Source organism: Chloroflexota bacterium, from assembly GCA_020161265.1.
In the GTDB taxonomy this organism is placed as follows: Bacteria; Chloroflexota; Chloroflexia; order Chloroflexales; family Herpetosiphonaceae; genus Herpetosiphon.
In genome coordinates, this window is the sequence record JAIUOC010000005.1 from 392503 (window position 1) to 415836 (window position 23334).

The window sequence follows — 23334 nt, forward strand, 5'->3', positions numbered from 1 at the left end:
TAGAACATAGAACATAGAGCAAAGAACATAGAACATAGAGCATAGGGGCGAAATCACGAAGGACATGGAGGGCGAGGAATGCGATGTCAGGGGTCAGGATTCAGGGACTAGATAGTGAAATTTAAATGAAGATCATTGATGGTTATCAGAACTCGACCCCTAGCCGCTGAACCCTAGCCCCTGAATCCTATGTTCTTTGTTCTTCTATGCCCCAACCACGCGACTGGTCAATGGATAGCCCGCCCCAAAAATCGCGCCGAGCAATTGCTCTTTGATTGCGGCGAATTCGGCGCTACCACGTTGGCGGCTGCGTGGCAGGTGAATCGGCAAATTGAGCGCAATCTGCTGATTCTGAATCAACAATACCCGATCAGCCAAGGCAATCGCTTCTTCAACATCGTGGGTAACCAGAATGGCGGTGAAGCCCTGTGCCCGCCAAAGTTGCTCGACCAATTGCTGCATTTCGATTCGTGTCAGGGCATCGAGTGCGCCAAATGGCTCATCAAGCAGCAATAAACTGGGCGTATTGGCGATCGCACGGGCAAGCGCTAAGCGTTGACGTTCGCCACCTGATAAGCCCAATGGCCAATCGTACGCTCGATCCGCAAGGCCAACTTGATGCAAAGCTTGTAGGGCATGCTCAGGATTGAGGTTAGGCAAACCGAGCGCGACATTCTCCCAAACCCGTTTCCAAGGCAACAAGCGAGCATCTTGAAACATCACACGGGCGGCAGGATTTAAGCCCGCCAATGGGCTATTATCAAGCGCTACTTGGCCAATGGTTGGCTCGGTTAGGCCAGCAATCAAGCGTAACAAGGTTGTTTTGCCACAGCCACTTTTGCCGATGATCGCGATAAATTCGCCAGGTTTAATCTCAAGGTTGATGTCGTGCAAAATTGTCCGATTGGCAATTGCCTTGCCCAAGCCACGTAACCCTAATTCAACTCCACGGATACTCATCACACACACTCCTACGAGATTTATTGTTTATGCGCCAACTCGCCAACGAAGGCTGCGGCGTTCGATCAAACGCGCAATCGTATCGGCCAATTTGCCGAGCAGGGCATAGATCACAATGCCCATTACCAACACGTCAGTTTGCATAAATTCGCGGGCATTCATCGTCAAATGACCGATACCAGCGTTCGATGCCAAACTCTCAGCGACGATCAAGGTCAACCACATTACTCCCAATGCAAAGCGTAGGCCAACCAAAATTGAGGGTAATGCCCCAGGAAAAATAATATGGCGAAACAAGCCCCATTTTGATAACCCATAAACGATGCCCATCTCACGTAGATTGGGATCAATGCTGCGGACACCATGATAGGTATTCAAATAGAGTGGGAAGAATACGCCAAAGGCTACCAAAAATAGGCGTGATGTTTCGCCAATGCCAAACCATAAAATCACCAATGGCAGTAACGCCAAATGGGGAATATTGCGAATCATTTGGAAGGTACTGTCAAACAGGCGTTCACTGGTTGGAAATGTGCCATTCAGCAAGCCAAAGATAAAGCCAAGGCTGCCGCCAATTGCCAAGCCAAGGAGTGCCCGACGGGTGCTAATTGCAATATCGCCAAGCAAATTCTGGTGCAGCAACAGCTCCCAGGTTGTTTGCAGAATTGTACTGGGTGCTGGCAACACGCGGGCGCTCAGCCAGCCAATCGTTGCGGCAAGTTGCCATATCCCAATGAGCACGATTGGCACCAGCCATGGGAGCCAGCGTTGGTCCAATTGGCGTAATTGCAGCCGTTTTTTGGCTGAGCGCGGCGCGGTTGTTGGTTGTTCAATCGCCAATGCCATTGCTAAGGCTCCTTTCGTAGGGACAAGGGAGGGATCAGGGGTCAGAAGTTAGCTGAAACCACGAAGGACACGAAGAGCGCGAAGGGAAATTGGCTATAGGCTAGCGGCTTTTGGCGCAATAGATCATCGATGTACCAACATTTGTTCCGATAGCCATCAGCCTGGCGCCATTGTTTCTCTGCGTCTCTGCGTTAATGACTTTTTGGGTTTCGTGCTCGTGTCCTTCGTGGATCAGACGCTCATATTCTAGCCCCTGAATCCTGACTCCTGATCCCTATGTTCTATGCTCTATGTTCTATGTTCTTGCTTGTCCTTCGCGCCGCGAAAATTCGTGCAGTTGCAGCAACTCACCAAAGATCCCAGTTTGGTTGGTAGGCGCGGTTGGTTTGCTGCCCAACGGCAAGCGCGGGAACAGCAATTCAGCCACGCGATACGCTTCTTCTAGGTGGGGATAGCCTGAGAGCACAAAGGTATCAATGCCTAGTTCGTTATATTCGAGCATGCGTTCGGCGACGGTTCCGGCATCGCCAACCAAGGCTGTGCCAGCGCCACCGCGTACCAAGCCAACTCCCGCCCACAAATTTGGGCTAACTTCTAGCTGGTTGCGATTGCCATTGTGCAAGGCTTGCATGCGCTTTTGACCGACTGAATCCATCTTGGCAAAAGCCGCTTGTGCATTAGCAATTGCCGCATCATCAACATACCGAATCAGATCGTTGGCGGCATCCCATGCGGCTTGGTTGGTTTCGCGCACGATCACATGCATACGCATGCCGAAACGAATTGTGCGGCCATGCTTGGCGGCCAAGGCGCGAACTTGGGCAATTTTCTCGGCGACTTGGGCTGGTGGCTCACCCCAAGTCAGATACACATCGACATGTTTGGCGGCAACTTCGAGCGCTGCTGGCGAGGAGCCACCAAAATAGAGCGGCGGATGCGGTTGTTGCAACGGCGGTAACATTAATTTGCCATCGGTTACATGAATATGCTGGCCTTCGAGGGTTACATGTTCGCCAGCCAACACGCGCCGCCAAACTTCCAAAAATTCGTCGGTCAGGGCATAGCGTTGATCATGATCGAGATGTAAGCCATCGCTGGCGACTTCGGCGCTATCGCCACCAGCCACCACATTGATCAACAACCGTCCGTTGGAGATGCGGTCGAAGGTTGAAGCCATGCGCACGGCAGGTCCAGGCAGCATCAGTCCTGGGCGAATTGCCACCAAAAATTTCATCTGGCGCGTGACTGCTGATAGGGCCGAGGCTAAAACCCACGCATCTTCGCAATAATGGCCAGTTGGTAGCAATGCCCCAGTAAAGCCCAATTCATCGACAGCTTGGGCAATTTGGCGCAAATAGGGAAACGTTGTCGAGCGGCTGGCCACGGTTGAGGCAAGATAGCGCCCATCGCCATGGGTTGGAATAAACCATAGGATTTCCATAAAGCCAAGCTCCTTTATCAATGAGCGCTGTCGTTGGGTCACACCACCCCAGCGAACACCAACGACAGCAGGAAATCATCACTGATGATTATACAGATCGACGCTACTGAGCGCTGGCTTGGGCTGGTTGCCACGTCCAAATTGCTTCGCGAATGCTAACCTTTTTGGGAATTAAGCCTAATTCAAAAAAGGTATCGGCAATTTGCTGCTGCTCATTCACAAGTGCGTCATTGATTGGGCTAAGCCCAAAGGCCTGTTTTTTGGCCACTTCTTCTAGGATTGCTGCATCAACCCCAATCACGGGAGCCAGAATCTTGGCAACTGCTTGGGGTTCTTGAGCTGACCATTGCTCAACTTTTTGAATTTCTTCCAAGGTTGCGCTGACCAGATCGGGATGTTGCTCGGCAAAGCTTTTGGCTGCTAAATAATAGCTATGGCTCGGCGCAAGGCTGGCTCCATCGTGCACAATCCGTGCATCGGTTGCCTTGAGCGCAATCGTCAAATAGGGTTCCCAAATAATCCAAGCATCGACGCTGCCACCCTCGAATGCTGGCCGCGCATCGGGCGGAGTCAGGAACGCTGGCTCAATATCGCTATAGTGCAAGCCGGCTTCACGCAGAACATCAATTGCAAAATAATGGGCGCTCGAACCTTTGGCAAAGGCAACTTTTTTGCCCTTGAGTTCGCTCACGCTTTGAATTGGTGAATCTTTCGGTACGAGCAAGGCTTGGCCAGTGGGCGAAGCCGCAACCGAGGCCACATAAACCAGCGGCGTGCCAGCAGCTTGGGCAAAAATTGGCGGAGTTTGGCCAGTCGAGCCAAGATCGATACTGCCTGCATTCAGTGCTTCAAGCAGCGGCGGCCCTGCGGCAAACTCAACCCATTCAACCTTGACATCCTTGAGCCGATTCTCAAGAGCGCCGTTGCCCTTGAGAATCGGCAACGAGCCACCCTTTTGATAGCCGATCCGTAGGGTGCGCGTGCTCGTTTGTCCATCTGAAGCAGCATCATTGCTGGTGGAGCCACAGCTTGCCAAAAGCCCGACGATTAAAGCCAAGGCCAAGCGTTGCCAACCAATTAAAAAACGGTGTGCCATGATCTGCTCCTTAGGCCACTGCTGCCAGTGGCAAAACCCCTAACTGCTGGGCGATATCATCAAGTGCTAGCCCCAGGCGTTCTTCTAAACTGCGATGAATCCGTGGTGGTAATTTTGATCCGAGTAGCTGAATTTGCTGCTCGGCGGCAAACAGGCTCGGAATAATATGCTTAGCCCCAAGCTGGCGAAACCGCGTTGCCAAATCAGCGTAGATTTGGGCTTCGGTTCGCGCCGATGAACCAGTGATTATTGGTAATACCAGCGTATTCCGTAGAATTCCTGCTGGAAGTAGATTAAGCCAGGCACGTAATAATTCAGCATAGGTATCCTTATACACTGGTGTTGCCACAATTAATGCCCCAGCTTGGCGAATCAGTTGGCTATAATGGCGCACTGCTGGGCTAAATTGGGCTTGGCCGATTAATTCTTCTGGTGGAATATCACGCACACTCATCGATTTAACCACGAGTGCATGGCGCTCTAAAATTGTTTTGGAATGCTCCAAAAGTGCTGCTGCTGTTGAGCGGGGCGCTGGACTTCCCGCTAAAGTTACTACATCAACCACCACACACCCCTTTGATGACTTTCTTGATAAGAATACTTAACAATTGCTAGTATAGGCAGTCGCGGTTCCAAAAAAGGTTCCATGCTGGTAGCAAGCTAGTTCCAAATCAAGGCCATGAGGGATGGAGTATAATCAGACGTTGTGATCAAACCCGAACAATACCTGGCCTAAGGAGCTTGTGTGGATAAATCATTACGTTCAAAAGTGGTTATTTCAGTGGTGCTGGGCGTGATTGTCATGCTTGGTCTAGCCCTGTTTAGCGATATTGGCAAAGTTGGTGATAGCCTCAGCACTTTTAATTGGCTGATGCTGCCAGCAGTGCTGGGCTTTACGATTTTCAATTATGTGTTGCGCTGGCTCAAGTGGGATTACTATCTACGCAAGCTGGGCCAAGGCACGAATGTAAGTTATGGCCAAAGTGCTTTGCTGTTTACTGCTGGCATGGTAATGGCGGTCACGCCTGGTAAAGTTGGCGAGGTGCTGAAATCAGGCTTACTCAAACGCCTGAATGGCACACCGATTAGCCGCTCAGCGCCGATTGTCTTGGCCGAACGCTTGACTGATGGTTTGGCGATGCTCTTGCTGATGGCTACAGGTTTGGCACTCTATCCGCCAGCTCGTCCAGCCTTTGTGGTCTTGGTGATTTTGAGCGTTCTGGGTTTGGCGTTGTTCCAAAATCGCCGAATTGCCCTTGGTTTTATTGGGTGGTTGGAGCGTGGGCGCTTGGCGCGTTTCGCCAAACCATTGCATAGCTTTTATGAAAGCAGCGCCGAGCTGTTGAGCGGACGCTTGTTGGTGGTCTCAACCATTATCTCGGTGGTCTCGTGGGCTGGCGAATGTGTAGCCATGTATTATGTGCTACGTGGCTTTGGAGCCGAAGCATCTGGATCACTTTTGTTACAATCGACCTTTATTTTTGCCGCCTCGACGCTGTTTGGTCTGGTATCATTCTTACCAGGTGGTTTGGGAGCTTCAGAAGTTTCGAGCACCTTATTGATTACCACGTTGGTCAAATTAGGCGAGGGCGCGGCAACCGCCGCCACGATTGTCATTCGCTTTTGCACATTGTGGTTTGGCGTGTTGCTGGGGATTGTCGCAATGAGCATCTTCGCCCATCGTTATGGCCTGATCGAGTCGGAGGCAACCAATCTTGCGAAAGAAGCTTAACTATTTATTCGGTTTAGGATTTGGCTTGGTACTTTTAATTGGCTGTAGCTCGGAAGCCGCGCTTGGCGAAGTGACGCTGAGCGAGCCAATTATCAACTTGAATACTGGCCCGCGCACCACCACGATCAGCTATCTGGTTGGGCAGCCAACTAAGGTTTCGATTTGGCTCGAAACCAGTGCTGGTGAACGTTATGCGTTGCGCCAAGCAGTCACGCGTGAGCCATCCAAGGATGCGTATCAAGTGCTGTTTGATGGTAGTGTGCCAATTGATGCTGATACGAATCGTTTATTGCCCAGTGGTAGCTACACAGTGGTGATTGAGGCGGAAAATACTGCAGCTCAACGGCTGAATTTGCAAATCGATCAAGCGCCAAGCGATAGCTTTGATGTGTATGATCTGCGGGTTACGCCCAATCCATTTTCGCCAAATGATGATGCAGTTGAAGATTTTACAACCTTCTCGTATCGTTTGCCGATTACCGCGACCGTCTCGTTGGATGTGATTGATTCCGCCAATGCGACGCGCTATCCAATTCTCAATCGTGAGTTACAAGGCTTGGGCGAACATAGTGAGGCTTGGTCGGGGCGGCCTGTGGTTGGCGGTATTTTGGCCGCAGGAACCTATCAATATGAATTGCGGGCTGATGACGGCCGTGGCAACCGCGTGACCAAGCGCGGCGATGTGACCCTCAGCAGTGCTGGGATCGGGGCGCTTGATGTGCTGAGCGTTGAAATTGGCCCTGAACAGATCTTATTAAATGACGTGATCACCGTCACATTCAAGGTCAAAAATAATAGCGATGTGGCCTTGCGCACCTTTGGGCCAGCTTCGGGCTACACCTATAGCACCAACCAAAGTTATTCGTCGATTGAAAACGAGCAATATGCCAACCTTGGTGGTGGCTTATGGCGGGTGGCAATCGATTGGGATGGCAATGGTGGCTCGGGTTTTCGCTACCCATTTCGTTGGGCAATTTCGCCGCGCAGCCCTGAACAATGGTACGACCCCAACAAATTTGATTACCTGTATCCAGGTGAAGAAGCCACAATTATTGGGCGCGTGCAAATCAAACAACGCGAAGATCGTATGACCTTTTATGCTGGCGTGGCCCATGAAGGTGTTGATTACCCCACCAATCGCCTCAAACCAACCTTAATTCAAGTTTCATTCTAAATTTAAACCGACAACCCACGGTATTTGCCGTGGGTTGCTGTATTTTAGGCTGCGCCATTTTTGGTGAGCAGTTGATAGACTAATTGATTGAGTCGCGTTTCGGCTTCGAGGTAGGTTGGCGCATAGCCGACCAATTCCCCATCAAGATACATAGCAAAATCGCCAGTCTTTCGATCATATACAATCATTTTGCGATACATGGATGTACTCGCTTTCTATGGTACGTTGTCGATAACCCAGTAACGAATATTTTAGCACAAACGTTCGTGATGATCAAGGCCTATTTGTTAACAAAATGGGCTTTTATTGCGTTTGCTGGCCTGAGTATATGGTTTTGGTGTGACAACCAGTGTCATTTAATTAATCCAATTTGGCAATAGCGTGCGATTAATTAATGACAACTAGAGCTAGCCAAGGCTAGCCAACATAGTGTTTGTGAGGGGCAAAACTCAACCTATTGGGCTATTTGCAGTCTTGTCGCCGATCGGCTATGATCTTAAGTTGGGTGTGTGGTGTGATGCTCTATCACACAGCGCGGCACACATCATAGCATTGACATTGAAGTACGGCTGGTAGCAATGGCTACTGGCATGGTGGAGGACGCTGTGCGACGACCAAAATTATGGTTTGGAATCGCGATTAGTGCATTCTTTTTGTGGTGGTCGTTTAATGGCCTCGATTGGGCTGGCTTCTGGGATGCGCTAAGCACCGCCAATTATTGGTGGATTATTCCTGGGGTTGTGGTCTACTTCGGGGCTGTTTGGGCCAGAACGTGGCGTTGGCACTATATGCTCCGTCACATCAAAGCGGTTTCGATCCGCCGCTTGTTCCCAGTAGTCGTGATTGGCTATATGGGCAATAATGTCTACCCCGCCCGTGCCGGAGAAGTGATTCGTTCGTATGTGCTCAAGCGCAAAGAAGGCATCGGCATGGGCGCATCGCTCACGACCGTTATCCTCGAACGCTTGTTTGATGGCTTGGTGATGCTCTTATTTGTGTTTGTTACCTTGCCATTTATTGAGTTACCCAGCCTCTGGAATAACTTGGTGATTATTTCATCAGTTTTGTTTGGGGTAGCATTAGTGGTCTTTTTGATGATTGCTACCAACCAACGTCGCACCGAGCAGCTGTATTCGTGGGCCTTGCGTAGCATCGTGCCCCAACGCTTTCATAGCAAAGCCCATGGCTTGTTTGATAAAATTATGCTGGGCTTGCACTCGTTGCGCTCCCCACGCGAGATGCTGATGATTTTCGTCACTTCAACCGCGATTTGGCTGACTGAAACCACCAAATATTGGTTTGTTATGCAGGCCTTCGATTTTCATGTCTCGTTTGATGTGCTGATGTTGATGACTGCCGTCGCTAATTTGGCCTTGATCATTCCGGCTGCGCCTGGTGGCGCAGGAACCTTCGATGCTGCTGGAATTAGCGTGCTCAAATCGTTCAATGTGGCTGAAAGCATTGCGACAGGCTATACCTTGGTGCTGCACCTCGCCCTGTGGATTCCAATTACTGTGCTCGGTTTTTGGTATATGTGGCGTGAGCGGGTGGCTTGGAACGAATTTGATCAAGCTGTCAACGAAAGTCAAGCTGCCGAAAATCGTATTCAACAGCGTGAGGCCGCTTTGCGAGATGAATTAGGCGAGTCGGCAAATCTGCCGCATGCTGAAGTTGAGGTACTCCGTTGAAAACAATTGCAGTAATTGGGGCGGGCTTCGCTGGATTAAGCGCCGCCTATGATTTGGCTTGTGCTGGTCACCAGGTCACGGTTTATGAGGCAGCGCCCCAAGTTGGTGGCTTGGCTGCGGGCTTTCAGGCTGAAGGCTGGGATTGGTCGCTGGAAAAGTTCTATCATCATATTTTTGGCTCGGATAAGGCGCTGCTGGATTTTATTAAAGAAATTCGCGCCGATGATTTGCTCTTTTTCAATAGCCCAGTTTCTGGTCAATGGGATGCTCAGCGTGGCTCGATTGAAATTGGTGGGATCATTCCGCTCTTGACTTATCCCCACCTTTCAGTCTTCAACCGTTTGCGTAATGCTGCTGGCGGGGCTTGGCTTAAATTTTTGGCGATTATCGATCGCTGGCAACACCTCGAACAAACCACTGCCGAGCGCTACATTCAAAAGCTGATGGGCAAGCCCGCCTACGAAGCCATGTGGAAACCTGTGCTTGAAGGCAAGTTTGGGCCATACACGCCCGAAGTTAATGCAGCCTGGTTTTGGGCACGCATCGCCTCACGGACTTTCAAACTTGGCTATTTTCGTGGCGGCTTCCAAGCCTTGGGCGAACGCATGGCCGAAGCGGTTCGCCAAAAGGGCGGCACAATTCGGCTCAACAGTCCAGTTCAAGAGCTGCGTAAAATCGAGCAAGGTTGGCTGGTGATCAGCAACGATCAAGCGAGCTATGATCAAGTGCTTTCAACCACCTCGCCTGGTTTGCTCAAACGCATGACCCCCGATCTGCCTGCCAGCTACACCGCCAAACTTGATCAACTCAAATCGATTGGGGCGGTGGTCTTGACGGTGGCGCTCAAACAATCGCTGACCAATGGCATGTATTGGATGAACATGGACAAAAAGCATTTTCCCTTTTTGGCCTTGGTTGAGCATACTCAGATGATCGATCGTCGCCATTATGGCGGCCAACATTTGGTCTACCTTGGCGATTATCTTGAGCCATCACACGAATATTTTCAGTTGAGCAAAGAAGAACTCCTCGAACGCTTTATGCCATCGTTGAGCAAAGTCAATCCTCAATTCAAGCCCGATTGGATCGAGGGGGTGTGGTTGCATCGCGAGGCCTATGCTCAGCCAATTGTGCCAGTCAACCATAGCCAAGCGATTCCAGCCTTGAAAACGCCGCTTGAAGATTTATGGTGGGCGAGTATGAGCCAAGTCTACCCATGGGATCGCGGCACGAATTTCGCGGTGGAAATTGGCCGACGTGTCGCCAAAGAGATGTTGTCTAAATAGAACATCGGATTGGGGATTGATTTTTTGATCCACGAAGAGCACGAAGAGCACGAAGGGTTGATTAATCGTTCGAGTGGATTAGTTAGCAATGCAATCATCTTAACTAATCCACTCTTGGCGTTCTTCGCGGTTTCGGTTCCTGACTTCTGGCCCATCCCCCAACAACCGATCCCCGATCCCCAATGCTTACAGCTTTAGGCCTATACGAGCAACCAACCAGTGTGGTACAATGGGCCTATCTAGGCGAGGAAACCCAATGCAAACCCAGCAAACCACAGCCAAAACTTCCCCCGAAGCGGCGCAAGCAGCAGCCGATTTTTGGCTATGGGCCGGGATTCGCCTTACCGCTGGCGGCTTCATGGCGGGCATCCCCGCCAACTAGAAGATGCGCCCACCTCGTTGATTCGTACAACCGGGCGACTTGCGCTCGGTTTTTTGTTGCCCTCAATTGTTGTTAAGGATGTGTGTATGTCGAAACATATTTTAGTGGCGGTTGCCTGGCCGTACGCCTCGGGCGCTCGTCACCTTGGCCATGTTGCAGGTTTTGGTGTGCCGAGCGATGTATTTGCTCGCTATCAACGCTTGGTTGGAAACAAGGTGCTGATGGTCAGCGGTACCGACGATCATGGTACGCCGATTACTGTGCGAGCTGATCGCGAGGGCAAAACGCCACGCGAAGTAACCGATTTCTACAACGCCGAAATTCGCAACAACTTGCGTGATTTGGGCTTATCGTATGATTTGTTTACCCGCACATCAACCGAAAACCATTACCAAATAACTCAAGCATTTTTCACCCGCTTGCAGGAAAAAGGCTATATTTTTTCGCAAGAAATGATTGGAACCTACAGCGAAGCCGATAAACGCTTTTTGCCCGATCGCTACGTTGAAGGCACTTGTCCACATTGTGGCTATACCAAAGCTCGCGGTGATCAGTGCGATAACTGTGGTAAGCAGCTTGATCCAGTTGATTTGATCGAGCCACGTTCGACCTTGAGCGGCGCAACACCTGTGTTCAAGCCAACGACCCACTTTTTCTTAAATTTGCCAGCCTTTGTTGAACGTTTGCGCGAGTGGATCGAAAGTCAAAATCACTGGCGACCAAATGTTAAGCGCTTCTCGTTGGGCTTGCTCGATGATGTGCCAGCCCGCGCGATTACCCGCGATTTGACGTGGGGCGTGCCAATTCCGGTGGAAGGCGAAGAATTTGATAGTAAACGGATTTACGTCTGGTTTGATGCGGTGATTGGCTATCTTTCAGCAGCAGTTGAATGGTCGATTAACGTTGGGCAGCCTGAGGCTTGGCGCGATTGGTGGCTCAACTCTGAAGCACGCCACTACTATTTTATGGGCAAAGATAATATTGTGTTTCATAGCATCATTTGGCCCGCCATGCTGATTGGTCATGGCGAACTCGAATTGCCCTATGAAGTCGTCAGCAGTGAGTTTTTGACCTTAGCAGGCGGCGAGAAAATCTCATCATCACGCGCCGAAGGCAATAGCATTCCGTTTGTAGGTGAATTTTTGGCCCAGTATGATCCCGATCCGTTGCGCTATTTCTTGGTGATTGCTGGCCCCGAAACCTCGGATACCGAGTGGTCGCTGGGCGAATTCATTCGACGCAACAACGAAGAGTTGGTAGCAACCTGGGGTAATTTGGTCAATCGGGTACTTTCAATCACCCACAAAAATTTTGGCCATGTGCCAACGCCGCAAGCCCTCACCGCCGAGGATGAAGCCGCCTTGGCGACCGTGCGAGCCGCTTTTGAGACTGTGGGCAAAGAATTAGAGCAAGCACATTTCAAAGCCGCCTTGATCGCCACGATGGCAGCAGCGCGTTCGGTCAACGAATATTTGGCCAGCCAAGAACCATGGAAAGTTCTCAAGACTGATCGTGAGCGCGGTGGCACAATTTTGTATGTTGCCTTGCAAGCGATTAATAATTTGCGCACCTTGTTCACGCCATTTTTGCCCTTCACCAGCCAAAAATTGCATGAACTTTTGGGCAACGAGGGCTATTTGGCTGGACCATTGCTGTTTGAAGAACGCCAAGAAAGCCAGCATAGCCACGAAGTGCTTACCTGTGAACCTGATACGTGGATTGGTCGCTGGGAATGGAGCGATTTGCCAGCAGGCCGCGAGTTGGCCGCGCCAAGCGTGCTGTTCAAAAAGCTCGAATTACCAACCGAGTAGGAGCGGATAGAACGACGATTTAACCACGAAGGACACGAAGAACCACTAAGGTTAATGACTTCGTGTTCTTCGCGTTCTTCGCGGTTAAAAAACGAGGATACTGAACCCTAGCCCCTGGCCTCTGATCCCTACTGCTTAACAATTGGCAACGGTTGCGATGGCGATTCACGTAATTGCCCAGTAATCAAGCGATCGGTGGCGGGAGCGAGGGGTAGCCACAAGGTGAAGAGGCTGCCTTCGCCAACATTTGAACGAACTTCGATTGTACCGCGATGGGCATCGGTAATCCATTTGACGATCGCCAGACCGATGCCAGCTCCGCCACCTTTGCGCACCCGCGATTTGTCGGCGCGATAGAAACGCTGGAAAATATTAGGCAGAATATCGGGCGGAATGCCCTCACCAGTATCTTGCACCCGTAAAGCCACCTCACGCCCAACCCGCTCCAAACTGAGGGTTACTGCGCCGCCTTCGGGCGTATGCTGAATCGCGTTATAGGCCAAATTGAGCATCGCCTGCTTGAGCCGATCGCGATCACCAATAACGGTAGCTTGATCTTCGCTGCCGATTTGCAGCTTGACATGTTCGGCTAGTGGGCGCAATTCGCGGAACACTTCCAAAATCAAGGTATCAAGCTCAACTGGTTCGCTGCGCATTTGCACGCCAGCCTCGGTTTGAGCCAAAAACAGGAGATCGTTGACCAAACGATTGAGCCGCGCTACCTCGCGTTCTAAGTCGCTCAGCGATTCGTTGAGCAATTCGGGGTTGCGCATGGCTCCGCGCCGCAGCACCTCAAGGTTACCGCGCATCGCCGCCAGTGGGGTGCGCAATTCATGTGAAACATCGGCGGTCAGGCGTTTTTGGGTATTGAACAAGCCTTCCATCCGCGCCAATAAATCGTTGGTAATCGTGGCTAATCGCCCAAGCTCATCGTGGGGGTTGGCCACGGCGATACGGCGGCTCAAATCTTCGGCCCGCACAATTTGCTCAGCGGTGTTGGCGATCATATCAATTGGGCGTAAACCGCGCTTGGTGATTTGGCTGATGCCCAAAAACATTAGCACCACCGTGAGCGAGCCAGCAATCAAAAACACCAACGACAAGGTATCCAAGGCGCGATCAACCGTGCGCAGCGATTGACTGGCTACCAAAACCCCAACCACGGTATGATCAAAGGTCAAAGGCGAAACCACCTGCATCGTGCGACCATATGATGAGGGTTTGGTGTTAATGACTGAATTTTTCTCTAGCGCCGAGGCCAGTTCTGTGCTATCGAGCGTTGGACCTTCGCCCATAAACGAAGGCGTTGAGGCCAAGCGCACGCCATTGGGGTAATACACCGCCACCGAAATTGGCGAACCTTCAAAATCTTCGTTGGGCACTGGCAACAACGAAACACTTGTGCCGCTGAAATAGCGCTCAAGTGGTTTTTTGGCCTCGGCATATTGGCTCTGAATTTGGTTGGTAGCCCGCACCAAATCGTCGCGCACGCCGTTGAGCAAAATCGCCCGTTCCGCCGAATAGAGCGTCAACCCTAGAATTAACAATCCAAGGGTCATAAAGGCCACAGAAATGAAGGTTAGCCGATAGCGTAAAGTCATCGTTCACCGTAGGGTTGTTCACGTAAAATGTAGCCTGCTCCGCGCACGGTGTGCAGCATGCGGCCTTCGCCCGATTCTTCGAGTTTTTGGCGCAGATAGCGCACATAGACCTCAATGATATTCGATTCGCCGCCGAAATCATAGCCCCAAACCCGATCATAAATCACATCGCGGGTTAGCACTTGACCTGGATGGCGCATAAATAATTCGAGCAATTCGTATTCTTTGGCAGTAAGTTGGACAGCGCGGCCTGCAATTGTGACCTCGCGCGAAGCCGTGTTCATCTCCAAGCCATTGACTTGAAGCACAACTGGGCCTTCGGTGCGGGCTACATGGCGACGCAGCAAGGCCCGAATCCGCGCTAGCAATTCTTCAAAGGCAAACGGCTTGATCAAATAATCATCTGCGCCACTTTCCAAGCCCATTACACGGTCGGGCACAGTTTCTTTGGCAGTTAACATAATAATTGGTACATCGCTACCAGCCCGTAGTCGCCGACAAACCTCAAATCCATCCATGCCTGGCAACATAATATCGAGAATCACCAGATCGGCGGGGCGCTCACGAGCAGCGGCAATCCCAGTTGGCCCATCGTGGGCAACTTCAACTGTAAAACCTTCGAAGGCCAAACCACGCCGCAAATAGCCAGCAATTTCTTTTTCATCTTCAACAACCAAAATTCGTGCAGCAGCTTGCGGTTGGCTCATGCAGCACACTCCTTCTTTGAATAATAAACAACACCGTTAAGGTGTGAGATTCGGAATTATTCCCCCTAGCATAGCACATTCTGCTGAAAATCTGGCAAGAATCGGTTAAGGATTGGCTTAATTTTTAGTTTGCTACAGGCGATGTTTTTGGTATAGTTGTTGCTTAAGTCACGCCTGTATCAATCCAGCCAATCATATTTGTGTATGGGAGTCGCCATGGACGAGCTTTCGTTGACTCTTGCTCGTTGGACAACTCGTCGTGTCATGACCGCTACCTTAGTCGTCCTCGCGATCATCGGCCTCGCTTTTGTGATTGTTAATTTTTATAGTGTGTTTGTAGTGGCCTTTATTGCCTTTGTGCTGAGCACCGCGATTCGCCCATTGGTGCAATTATTGCAACGGCTCAAAATCTCGCCCCAACTGGGGGTGATTATTGCCTACCTGCTGTTATTGGCGCTGCTGGTGGGCATTGTTGTGTTGATGGCTCCGCTGATCACCGAGCAAATTACGGCAATTACCGCTAAAATTCCTGATTATTATCATGATGCCCGTCAATTTTTGATCTCCTCGCGCAGTAGTTTTATTCGCAATTTAGCGGCGCGTTTGCCAGTCGATGCGCCTGTTTCACTGGCAGGCGTTGCGCCCAGCGAAACCAGCCAACAACAAACCGATGTGGCAGTGAGCCAATTGGTCACTGTTTTAGAAAATGCGGGCATCAGCGTATTTGTGTTGATCGCCACTTTGCTGCTGGGGTTTTATTGGACGCTTGATGGCGATCGGGTACTGAGAACCTTGCTTCAGCTCGTCGCAGCAGAAAAGCGTGAGAATTGGCGTTCGCTGATTGCTGAAATTCAGGCCAAAATGGGCGCATTTATTCGCGGACAACTCATCCTTGATCTCTCGATTGGAGCGCTTTCAACCGCCGCCTACCTGCTAATTGGCATCGATTATGCGATTGTGCTGGGTATTTTGGCTGGTTTACTCGAAACCATCCCGATTTTAGGGCCAGTGCTTGGGGCCGTGCCACCCTTGCTGATTACCCTGGCCCAAGGTGACACAACCGCCTTTATTTGGGTGATTGTAGCGACCGTGGTGATTCAACAAATTGAAGGCACTTTTTTAGTTCCCAAAGTGATGGATCGGGCAGTTGGGGTGAATGCGGTGCTGACCTTGGTCGCTTTTGCGGCCTTTAGTGCGACCTTAGGCTTGGCTGGGGGGATTTTGGCCGTGCCATTGGCAGCCATTGTGCAAATTATCTTCACTCGCTTGGTGTTTAATCAAGCTGAAACCAGCACCAACGTCACCCGCCGTGATCGCTTTGGCGTGCTGCATTATGAATCACAGCAATTGCTCCAATCCTTGCAACGCCATAATCGGGCCGATGAAACTGAAGATGAAGCCAATATTGTGTTTGACGATCAGCTCGAACATGTGGTCGTCGATTTGGATGGGATGTTGGCGGCGATCAATAGCAGCGAGGAAGTAGCGGCATGAAACAGCTTGCACGCGTTACCGCAACCATCCTGTTTACGCTGGCGCTTGTGGTATTAATGTGGATGTTCAGCGATGCGGTATTGCTTTTCTTAGTTTCGCTGGTGATTGCCTCGGCTGTGCGGCCCTTTGCTCAGCGCTTGATTGATCGAGGCATGAGCCGTGGGGCGGCCTATGGCTTGGTCTATTTTGCTAGTTTTGTGTTTTTTGGAGGCTTGTTTGCGGTGATCAGCCGTGGTTTGCTGAGCGAATTACAGCTAGCCGGCGACCAATTATTGAATTTTTACACTCGCGTCACGCTGACCTGGCCTCAAGGCCAAGAATGGCAACAAACGATTGCTGGCGAATTGCCCTCACGTCAAGCATTGCTCGATTATATTGCGGGTGCTGATGGTACAGCGGTTGTTGATAGCATTGTCGGGTTTGGCAGCGGCGTATTCGATTTTCTAGCACAGTTGGTGATTTTGCTCTCACTGAGCACCTATTGGGCGGTTGATCAAAATCGCTTTGAGCGTTTATGGCTTTCGTTGATCAGTGCCAAACATCGCCAACGCGCTCGCACCATTTGGCGGGCAGTGGAGTTAGAAGTTGGTGCCTATATTCGCAGCGAAGTTGCCCAAAGCTCGTTGGCAGGCATAAGTTTAGGGATTATTTTTGAATTGATTGGCTTGCCCTATCCAACGCTTTTGGCCTTGTGGATTGCCATTGCTTGGCTGGTGCCGTGGGTTGGGGTATTGTTGGCCTTGATTCCAGCGGTGGCCGTAGGCTTATTGGTCAACATTCCTGTGGCCTTATTGGCAGGCTTATCGACAATCGCCGTGTTTGCCTTTTTGCAAATTTGGGTCGAGCCACGTTTGTATGGAGCCAATCGGGTCAGTCCAGTTTTGGTGGTGCTGATATTAATGGTGATGGCGCAAGCCTTTGGGATTTTGGGCATGCTGATTGCCCCACCCTTGGCGGCAACCATTCAAATTTTGGGGCGCGAACTGTGGTTTAGCAAATCGCCAGAGGAGCAATTGGCTGATGATTATCGCAATCAGTTGGATACCCTACGCCAACGGCTGGCGACGATTGAGCGCGACGAGGTGACAGCAGAAGTCGCAGCGACCGCCCAACATCAATCGTATATTCGCCAAATTGAGGCGCTAATGGATCAGACTCAAGCTGCGTTGGGCAATGCTGGCATGCTCAATCGTGAGCAATCCTAGTTCGTTCGGGCACGAGCCTAGAGCAAGATGAGGCGCAATTCATGAAAGAATGGATAACCAAAACCATTTGGCCGTTGACTCAACGCACCTTTAAAGCGTGGACGGTCGATGATTGTTCGCGCATGGCTGCATCATTGGCCTACTATGCGGTGTTTTCAATCTTCCCGTTGATTTTGCTGTTGCTTTCGATTTTGGGTTTTTGGCTGCGTTTGCAAGGCGATACCAACACCAATGCTGAAGAAACTTTAGTTAATTCGTTGATGCAAGTGTTTCAAACTAGCCCACAAGTTGGGGTTGATGATTCAGCGATTCGTACAGCCCTCACCGAAATTCTAAAAAGCCTCAGCCAACAAGCTGGCACCAACGCCCCGATTGCTTTGGCCACTACCTTTTTTGCCGCCAGCGGGATTTTCGTGCAAATTGATAAAGCCTTTGATGTGATTTGGGATATTCAACCGCAGCAAGGCAACTTTTTGCATACTGTCAAAAGCACCTTGATCGAACGTGGCAAAGCCTTTGCCTTGGTATTGGTGATTGGCTTATTGCTGATTAGCTCGTTGATTCTTTCCTCAGTCTTGCAAGCCTTGGAAAATCTCTCCAAAAGCTTCGATTTGCCTGGAGTTGGGGTTGGCTGGCAAATTTTCACGTTTGCAACGGCCTTTGCTATCAATGTATTAGTATTCTTTTTATTATTTTTTGCCATGCCCAAGCCCAAAATGCGCTGGCGTGATGTCTTGCCCGGGGCGATTCTGACCGCTGCGCTGTGGGAAATTGGCAAAATTGTGCTTTCGCTGTTTCTTGGCGGCAATAAATATACCGCTTCAACCACTGTGGCGGCTTTTATCGCGCTTTTGGCTTGGATCTACTATGCCAGCCAAATTATCTTTTTTGGAGCCGAGTTTTGTCGGGTGTATACCGATTGGAATAGCACCAAACGGGCTAAGCAAGCGCCAGCGATCGCCTTGCCAACCCCGCCTGATTTGCCAACCACAGCCTTGCCGCCAGCCTTGGCTACGGCTCAGCAAAAGGCCCGTTATGCAGTTGGCGGCACAGCCTTGGGCGTGGTTTTAGGGGTGCTAATGAGTATCGTTGGTACGTTAGTTGCGATTATCCAATTTATTCAGACCTTGCGTAAAGGCAAAGCCTAGCGTTATTGAGGATGTGAATATGAGCGACCCAAGCGAACAGCCAACGCCAATCGAGCCACCAGCGCCAGAACCCAAGCCGATCGGCGACCCACCGCCAGATCCAACGACCGCTGACCCGCCACCAATTGGCGACCCGCCGAGCCAACCCCAGCCCCCAATCGGCGACCCGCCCAAGAACATAGAGCAAAGAACCTAGAACATAGACACGTTAACCGCGAAGGACACGAAGAGCACGAATGAATAAGAACTAACCCTTAGCGTTCTTCTCGCTCTTCGCGGTTTCGTTTCGTGATTCTTCGTGTTCCTTCGTGAATTAGCATTGCCTAACCAACAAATCTAAAGTTTCAACAATATGGTGCTGTTTGGCTGCACTGGCGGCGATGTTTGGCCAGTTCATTGCATTGCAATAGCGCTGCAATACGCTTAACGAGAGCATGCCATGCAGATCGCGCTTATTGAATTGAATAACTTTGGCGATTTGCCCTAGCCTACCTTGTTGTGCCAAGTAGCCGCAGCTTGTGCGCAGCAAACGAATATTCTGGGCTAGTTTGTCGAGCTGCGAATCAAGCACAAATACCACACCCTCAACCTCACTTAATATCAATAACTCATGTCTTTGATACAAAATCGCTCCATGATTTGCCTTAATCGTGATAATTCGATCGGCATAGCTTAGGCGAAGCTGATCATGATAAAACTCAAAGCCTGTACCCAGCCAAATCTGTTGGCGTGGTTCAATAATGTGGTCTGGCAAAAGTGCTGCCAGCGCACGCAAATTGGTGCGTTTGCCCGCTGCGGTTGGCCCAATATACGCAATTTGGAGATTTTGCTTTGGCATATGGTTTAATCGCGAAGGACACGAAGAGCGCGAAGGATTCTATTGGCTGAAGGCTATAGGCTATCGAGATGAATTGGAACATCGATACCTACAGCCAAACGCCAATAGCCTCATCCCCTTTGTGTCCTTCGTGTCCTTCGTGGATCATGTTATGGCTTTGGCTCGCGCATGCCTGGTAAGCGCAAAACGTTGGGTGATAGCGCCACGACTACGACGACACCAATGCCGAAAAATCTATTCATCTCTTGAGTAGATAGATGGTTTGTACGCCCTACGATCGTTAGTAAGACGAGCAGTAATATAAAACTGAGTGTGAATGTTCCAGTCAAGGCGAACTTACCACGTCTGGTTAGCCGCAATTGAGGCTTTTGCTTTGCATCAGCACCAAACGCAAACGGTCTATTTTTATTAGCGCCATACACAAACGGCCCAGGTGAATGATTAACATAAGCTGGCGGTACATAATAACCTTGACTGGGATCAACATTGGTTGGCATGTCGGGTGGTGGCGGCAATTCATACATACCCGGTCGCCGCATGACTAATCGAATCACACCAATCAAAACCGAAAAGCCTGCTAGATTAAACCAAAAGAGAAAAGCGTCAAGTTCTTTGGTCGAAAGGGCAATAATCAAGGTGGTGATCAACAGGAAACTTGCGCCAAGCCCGCCAATCAGCAACATCGCATTGATGCCTTGTTTGGATGGCTTAAGTGGTGATTTTGGTCTGAACATGGTTTCTCCTCAATCGAACAACATCGACGATTATTTGATAGTTGTACGGTAAACACTTTTGATTCGTGCAATATCAGTGTGCGGCTGAATTGGCTGGCCAGATTGTTGGCGGTTGCGCTCTAAATAGTGCGAAATCAACGGCTCTTGCAGGTGATTAATTGCCAAATCAACTAAGCGATAATTATACTCCAAGCCTTGGGCTAGGCTCGTTTGACCAAGTTTGCTAATTCCATTGCGAGTCAGATCGAGTTGGCGCATGGTGGTATTGCTGGGCAACAGTTGACCAATTAATTGTGCGCCGCGATCCCCAAGTTGGTTGGCTTGCGCTCCCAATACCTTGGTTGAAGGGGCATAGCCAAGCTTAAATTGCTCAAGCCGTGGATGGGCAAAGGCCACTTCAAGCAAGGTTGTGCCACCTTCAAGGCCAATTCCATTGCTGGAAAGCTCCAAAACGCGCAAGGTTTGATTGGCGGCTAAGCCTTCGGCCAAGGTTTGGGCACCACGATCACCAAATTGATTGACGCTCAAATACAATTCGCTCAGTTTGGGATTATGGCGGAGTAACTCAACAATGAGTTCGGCAGCTTCTGGCCCAAGTTGATTACCGCTCAAGTAAATTCGTTCTAGGCTGCGATTGGTGCGAATCAAGGCCTGCATAATCACGCCAAATCCATCCATGCCCAAATCGGTATTGACCAAATCGAGCGTGCGTAAATGCTGATTATGCTCAAGTAGTTGGGCGATCGCTTGTGCGCCTGCCAACCCCAAGGGATTACGTTTGAGCCAGAGGCCATGCACATGCCGATTATTGCGTAGGCTTTGGCTTAATGCTTCAACTCCACTGGCCTCAATCGCATTGCAGCCAAGATAGACAATTTCCAGCTCTGGGGTTTGCTCAATCAACTCAGCTACGGCCTTGGCTCCAACATTGCCGATGCCATTTGTGCCCAGTAACAAGCTATTGATGGTGGTATTTTGGGCAAGGGCTTGGGCCACCAGTTGGCAGCCCTCAATCCCAAGTTGTTGCTTACATAAATCGAGGCGGCCATCGGGCAGCACTGTGCCACGCGGAAACGTCGTAGGACTGGTTACTGGCTGATTATGGCTTAAATATTCAAGCAATGGTTGGAGAACGGCATGGCTATCAAGCCGCTCAAGTGGCTGTTGAATTGGGCACAGAATTGGCTCGCTCATTGTGGCTCTCCCTTACCATGGATATGGTGCGTAATCTTTCAAAAAATGGCCAAACAATGGCTCTTCAGCGTGGTTAATCCCCTGCACAATTGGATCGTAGATCCGCGCCATGCCATCAATTGCGTCAAGCGGCGGATAAAACCCTTGGGTTTGTTGTAACATTTGCTGTTTGGCATAGGGATTTTCATCGGTAATCCAGCCAGTATCAACGCTATTCATGAAAATGCCAGCCTGAGCGTAATCTTGGGCTGATGTGCGGGTGAGCATATTGAGCGCCGCTTTGGCCATATTCGTATGCGGATGCCGCGCAGTTTTGCTGGCTCGCTGAAATTGGCCTTCCATTGCCGAGACATTGATGATAAAGCGCCGCGCGAATGGCGAACGCAGCAACAAGGGTTTGAGCTGGCTATTGAGCATAAACGGCGCAACCGCATTGATTAACTGAACCTCAAGCAACTCACGCGTATCAATCTGATCAAGCAGCAACGACCAACTGTTTTGCTCGCGATAATCCAATGGCAAGCCATCATAATCATGGCGCGTATGGTCGATCATGTGCTGGCCTGCACCAAGCAAGGCGTAATTTGAGCCATGCTTGAGCCAATCCAAATGCTGTTGTTGATCATGCACTAGCAAGGCTTGATCATGGCTATTGGCTTGATATTCGGCTTCAACTAATGGCCGATAAAATTCATAAGGCCGTTTAATCGTTTGGGCCGCATTGTTAATCAAGATGTCGATGCTTGGTTCGGTGGCATGCAAATGGGCAATAAATTGCTCGACTGCTGGCAGCATGCGCAAATCTAAGCCATAAATTTGCACGCGATCAAGCCATTCGTGGCTATCTGGCTCAGCTTTGAGGCGTTTGGCACAATCGTGAGCAAAGCGTGTGGTGACAATCACCCGTGCCCCATCACGTAATAAACGCAACACTAATTGATAGCCAATTTTAATTCGGCCACCAGTCACCACTGCCACCCGTCCACGCAAATCGGCGCTTTGCTGGCGTTTACGATAATTCAGCTCAGCACAAGCAGGGCACAAGGCATGGTAAAAAAAGTGGAGGCTAGTATACGATTGTTTGCAACTATAACAATGATTGGCTTGTTGCAATTCGCTGGTTGGGTCGTTTGGCAGCAACGGCGGCGAATGCTGGCCGCGTTTCTGTTGCAATAGTAGGCTTTGTTCTCTCAACTGTTGGTCGTGGGCGACAATTTGTTGGCGTTTGCGGTCGGATTTGGCTTTGCGGCCTTGTTTATAAATTTTGGCAACTAAGGATTTAAAGCGATCATGCTGATCGATCTGGGTGGGATCATCAGCAATCTGTTGCAAAATCGTCAGACAAAGCTCGATTTGTTCGGGTGAGAATTGTATACATGGACTCCTTTCGTGGTTAAACAAGCCAATCAATATTTGGCCAAACTAGGCGCTGGGTGGGTTTGCACCACCATCTTTGGTTTAGCGAACCAATGCTTTTCATTAAGCGACAGCGCTAGTTTGGGTGAAATAGGTGGGGTTCGAACCCACATCCCCGAAGTTGGAGGTCAGTACTCTTCCAATTGAGCTACTATTTCATATTCTGCAATGATCCCAAAGCCATAAACCGAGCAGGTTTGCACCGCTATCTTTCCCGTCGCATGGGAACGCTTTTCATTAAGCGACGGTTTAAGGCTTGGTTTGAAATAGGTGGGTCTCGAACCCACATCTTCGGATTAGAAGTCCGTCACTCTTCCAATTGAGCTACTATTTCATATTCTGCAATGATCCCAAAGCCACAAACCGAGCGGATTTGCACCGCTATCTTTGCCTTGGCAAGGTAATGCTTTTCATTAAGCGACGGTTTAAGGCTTGGCTTGAAATAGGTGGGCCTCGAAACCACATCTCAAAGTATTTGGGCTAAGCGCTCTTCCAATTGAGCTACTATTTCAGAGGTGATTATAGCGTTTATTTGGGCGATTGCATGCATCTTTAGGCGGGTTTAATCGAGCCAATCAAGC

The 23334-nt window shown here is 50.2% G+C and carries 21 protein-coding genes and 3 tRNA genes; 9 read left to right on the forward strand and 15 right to left on the reverse strand.

The window, feature by feature from the left end; genetic code table 11:
• Positions 1-204: 204 nt before the first annotated feature.
• From LCH85_13705 to LCH85_13725, 5 genes are all read right to left on the reverse strand, one after another.
• Positions 205-960 carry an ATP-binding cassette domain-containing protein gene (locus LCH85_13705; protein ID MCA0353046.1) on the reverse strand — a complete coding sequence of 252 codons (756 nt, stop codon included), beginning with the start codon at positions 958-960 and terminating at the stop codon, positions 205-207.
• A gap of 27 nt (positions 961-987) precedes the next feature.
• Positions 988-1806, reverse strand: coding sequence for an ABC transporter permease subunit (locus tag LCH85_13710; GenBank protein MCA0353047.1), 819 nt, complete (start codon positions 1804-1806; stop codon positions 988-990).
• A gap of 295 nt (positions 1807-2101) precedes the next feature.
• The gene (gene ssuD / locus LCH85_13715) at positions 2102-3247 is read right to left on the reverse strand and encodes an FMNH2-dependent alkanesulfonate monooxygenase (protein ID MCA0353048.1); all 1146 of its coding nucleotides are present in this window, start codon (positions 3245-3247) and stop codon (positions 2102-2104) included.
• A 103-nt stretch (positions 3248-3350) separates the two neighbouring features.
• The gene (locus LCH85_13720) at positions 3351-4343 is read right to left on the reverse strand and encodes a sulfonate ABC transporter substrate-binding protein (protein MCA0353049.1); all 993 of its coding nucleotides are present in this window, start codon (positions 4341-4343) and stop codon (positions 3351-3353) included.
• A 10-nt stretch (positions 4344-4353) separates the two neighbouring features.
• Positions 4354-4908, reverse strand: coding sequence for an NAD(P)H-dependent oxidoreductase (locus LCH85_13725; GenBank protein ID MCA0353050.1), 555 nt, complete (start codon positions 4906-4908; stop codon positions 4354-4356).
• 180 nt (positions 4909-5088) lie between these two features.
• On the opposite strand from LCH85_13725, the gene LCH85_13730 reads away from it, so the two are divergent.
• Entirely contained in the window at positions 5089-6075 is a 987-nt protein-coding gene (locus LCH85_13730) for a flippase-like domain-containing protein (protein ID MCA0353051.1), read from the forward strand.
• A gap of 25 nt (positions 6076-6100) precedes the next feature.
• Complete coding sequence (locus LCH85_13735; GenBank protein ID MCA0353052.1) at positions 6101-7249, forward strand: hypothetical protein; 1149 nt, start codon at positions 6101-6103, stop codon at positions 7247-7249.
• 44 nt (positions 7250-7293) lie between these two features.
• Here LCH85_13735 and LCH85_13740 read toward each other — a convergent pair whose 3' ends face one another.
• Positions 7294-7449, reverse strand: coding sequence for a hypothetical protein (locus LCH85_13740; GenBank protein ID MCA0353053.1), 156 nt, complete (start codon positions 7447-7449; stop codon positions 7294-7296).
• A 405-nt stretch (positions 7450-7854) separates the two neighbouring features.
• Here LCH85_13740 and LCH85_13745 point away from each other — a divergent pair, with 405 nt between their 5' ends.
• From LCH85_13745 to metG, 3 genes are all read left to right on the forward strand, one after another.
• Positions 7855-8937 carry a flippase-like domain-containing protein gene (locus tag LCH85_13745; GenBank protein ID MCA0353054.1) on the forward strand — a complete coding sequence of 361 codons (1083 nt, stop codon included), beginning with the start codon at positions 7855-7857 and terminating at the stop codon, positions 8935-8937.
• Positions 8934-10223 carry an NAD(P)/FAD-dependent oxidoreductase gene (locus LCH85_13750; protein MCA0353055.1) on the forward strand — a complete coding sequence of 430 codons (1290 nt, stop codon included), beginning with the start codon at positions 8934-8936 and terminating at the stop codon, positions 10221-10223. Before LCH85_13745 ends, LCH85_13750 begins: the two co-directional genes overlap by 4 nt.
• Before the next feature lie 468 nt (positions 10224-10691).
• On the forward strand, positions 10692-12416 hold the full coding sequence (metG, locus tag LCH85_13755; GenBank protein MCA0353056.1) for a methionine--tRNA ligase: 1725 nt from the start codon (positions 10692-10694) through the stop codon (positions 12414-12416).
• Positions 12417-12544: 128 nt separating this feature from the next.
• Here metG and LCH85_13760 read toward each other — a convergent pair whose 3' ends face one another.
• Positions 12545-14017 carry a HAMP domain-containing histidine kinase gene (locus tag LCH85_13760; protein ID MCA0353057.1) on the reverse strand — a complete coding sequence of 491 codons (1473 nt, stop codon included), beginning with the start codon at positions 14015-14017 and terminating at the stop codon, positions 12545-12547.
• Positions 14014-14724: a response regulator transcription factor gene (locus tag LCH85_13765; GenBank protein MCA0353058.1), complete on the reverse strand. Its 711-nt coding sequence runs from the start codon at positions 14722-14724 to the stop codon at positions 14014-14016. Before LCH85_13765 ends, LCH85_13760 begins: the two co-directional genes overlap by 4 nt.
• 216 nt (positions 14725-14940) lie before the next feature.
• Between LCH85_13765 and LCH85_13770 the strand changes: the two genes are divergently transcribed.
• From LCH85_13770 to LCH85_13785, 4 genes are read left to right on the forward strand one after another with little or no spacing between them, the layout of a single operon-like run.
• Positions 14941-16218, forward strand: a complete 1278-nt coding sequence (locus LCH85_13770) for an AI-2E family transporter (GenBank protein ID MCA0353059.1) — start codon at positions 14941-14943, stop codon at positions 16216-16218.
• Positions 16215-17423 carry an AI-2E family transporter gene (locus tag LCH85_13775; protein MCA0353060.1) on the forward strand — a complete coding sequence of 403 codons (1209 nt, stop codon included), beginning with the start codon at positions 16215-16217 and terminating at the stop codon, positions 17421-17423. Before LCH85_13770 ends, LCH85_13775 begins: the two co-directional genes overlap by 4 nt.
• Before the next feature lie 41 nt (positions 17424-17464).
• Positions 17465-18571 carry a YihY/virulence factor BrkB family protein gene (locus LCH85_13780; GenBank protein MCA0353061.1) on the forward strand — a complete coding sequence of 369 codons (1107 nt, stop codon included), beginning with the start codon at positions 17465-17467 and terminating at the stop codon, positions 18569-18571.
• 19 nt (positions 18572-18590) lie between these two features.
• A complete protein-coding gene (locus LCH85_13785) occupies positions 18591-18767 on the forward strand; it encodes a hypothetical protein (GenBank protein ID MCA0353062.1) in 177 nt (58 codons plus the stop codon).
• Positions 18768-18884: 117 nt separating this feature from the next.
• Here the strand turns inward: LCH85_13785 and LCH85_13790 are convergent, their stop codons facing one another.
• The 7 genes from LCH85_13790 to LCH85_13820 form a co-directional block, all read right to left on the reverse strand.
• The gene (locus tag LCH85_13790) at positions 18885-19409 is read right to left on the reverse strand and encodes a hypothetical protein (GenBank protein ID MCA0353063.1); all 525 of its coding nucleotides are present in this window, start codon (positions 19407-19409) and stop codon (positions 18885-18887) included.
• A 149-nt stretch (positions 19410-19558) separates the two neighbouring features.
• Entirely contained in the window at positions 19559-20143 is a 585-nt protein-coding gene (locus tag LCH85_13795; GenBank protein MCA0353064.1) for a hypothetical protein, read from the reverse strand.
• 30 nt (positions 20144-20173) lie between these two features.
• Positions 20174-21337: a ribonuclease inhibitor gene (locus tag LCH85_13800; GenBank protein MCA0353065.1), complete on the reverse strand. Its 1164-nt coding sequence runs from the start codon at positions 21335-21337 to the stop codon at positions 20174-20176.
• Positions 21338-21349: 12 nt separating this feature from the next.
• A complete protein-coding gene (locus LCH85_13805) occupies positions 21350-22669 on the reverse strand; it encodes an SDR family oxidoreductase (GenBank protein ID MCA0353066.1) in 1320 nt (439 codons plus the stop codon).
• Positions 22670-22839: 170 nt separating this feature from the next.
• Positions 22840-22911, reverse strand: a tRNA-Trp gene (locus LCH85_13810).
• A 104-nt stretch (positions 22912-23015) separates the two neighbouring features.
• A tRNA-Arg gene (locus LCH85_13815) sits at positions 23016-23087 on the reverse strand.
• A gap of 104 nt (positions 23088-23191) precedes the next feature.
• Positions 23192-23264 (reverse strand) — tRNA-OTHER (locus LCH85_13820).
• Between the last annotated feature and the right edge of the window lie 70 nt (positions 23265-23334).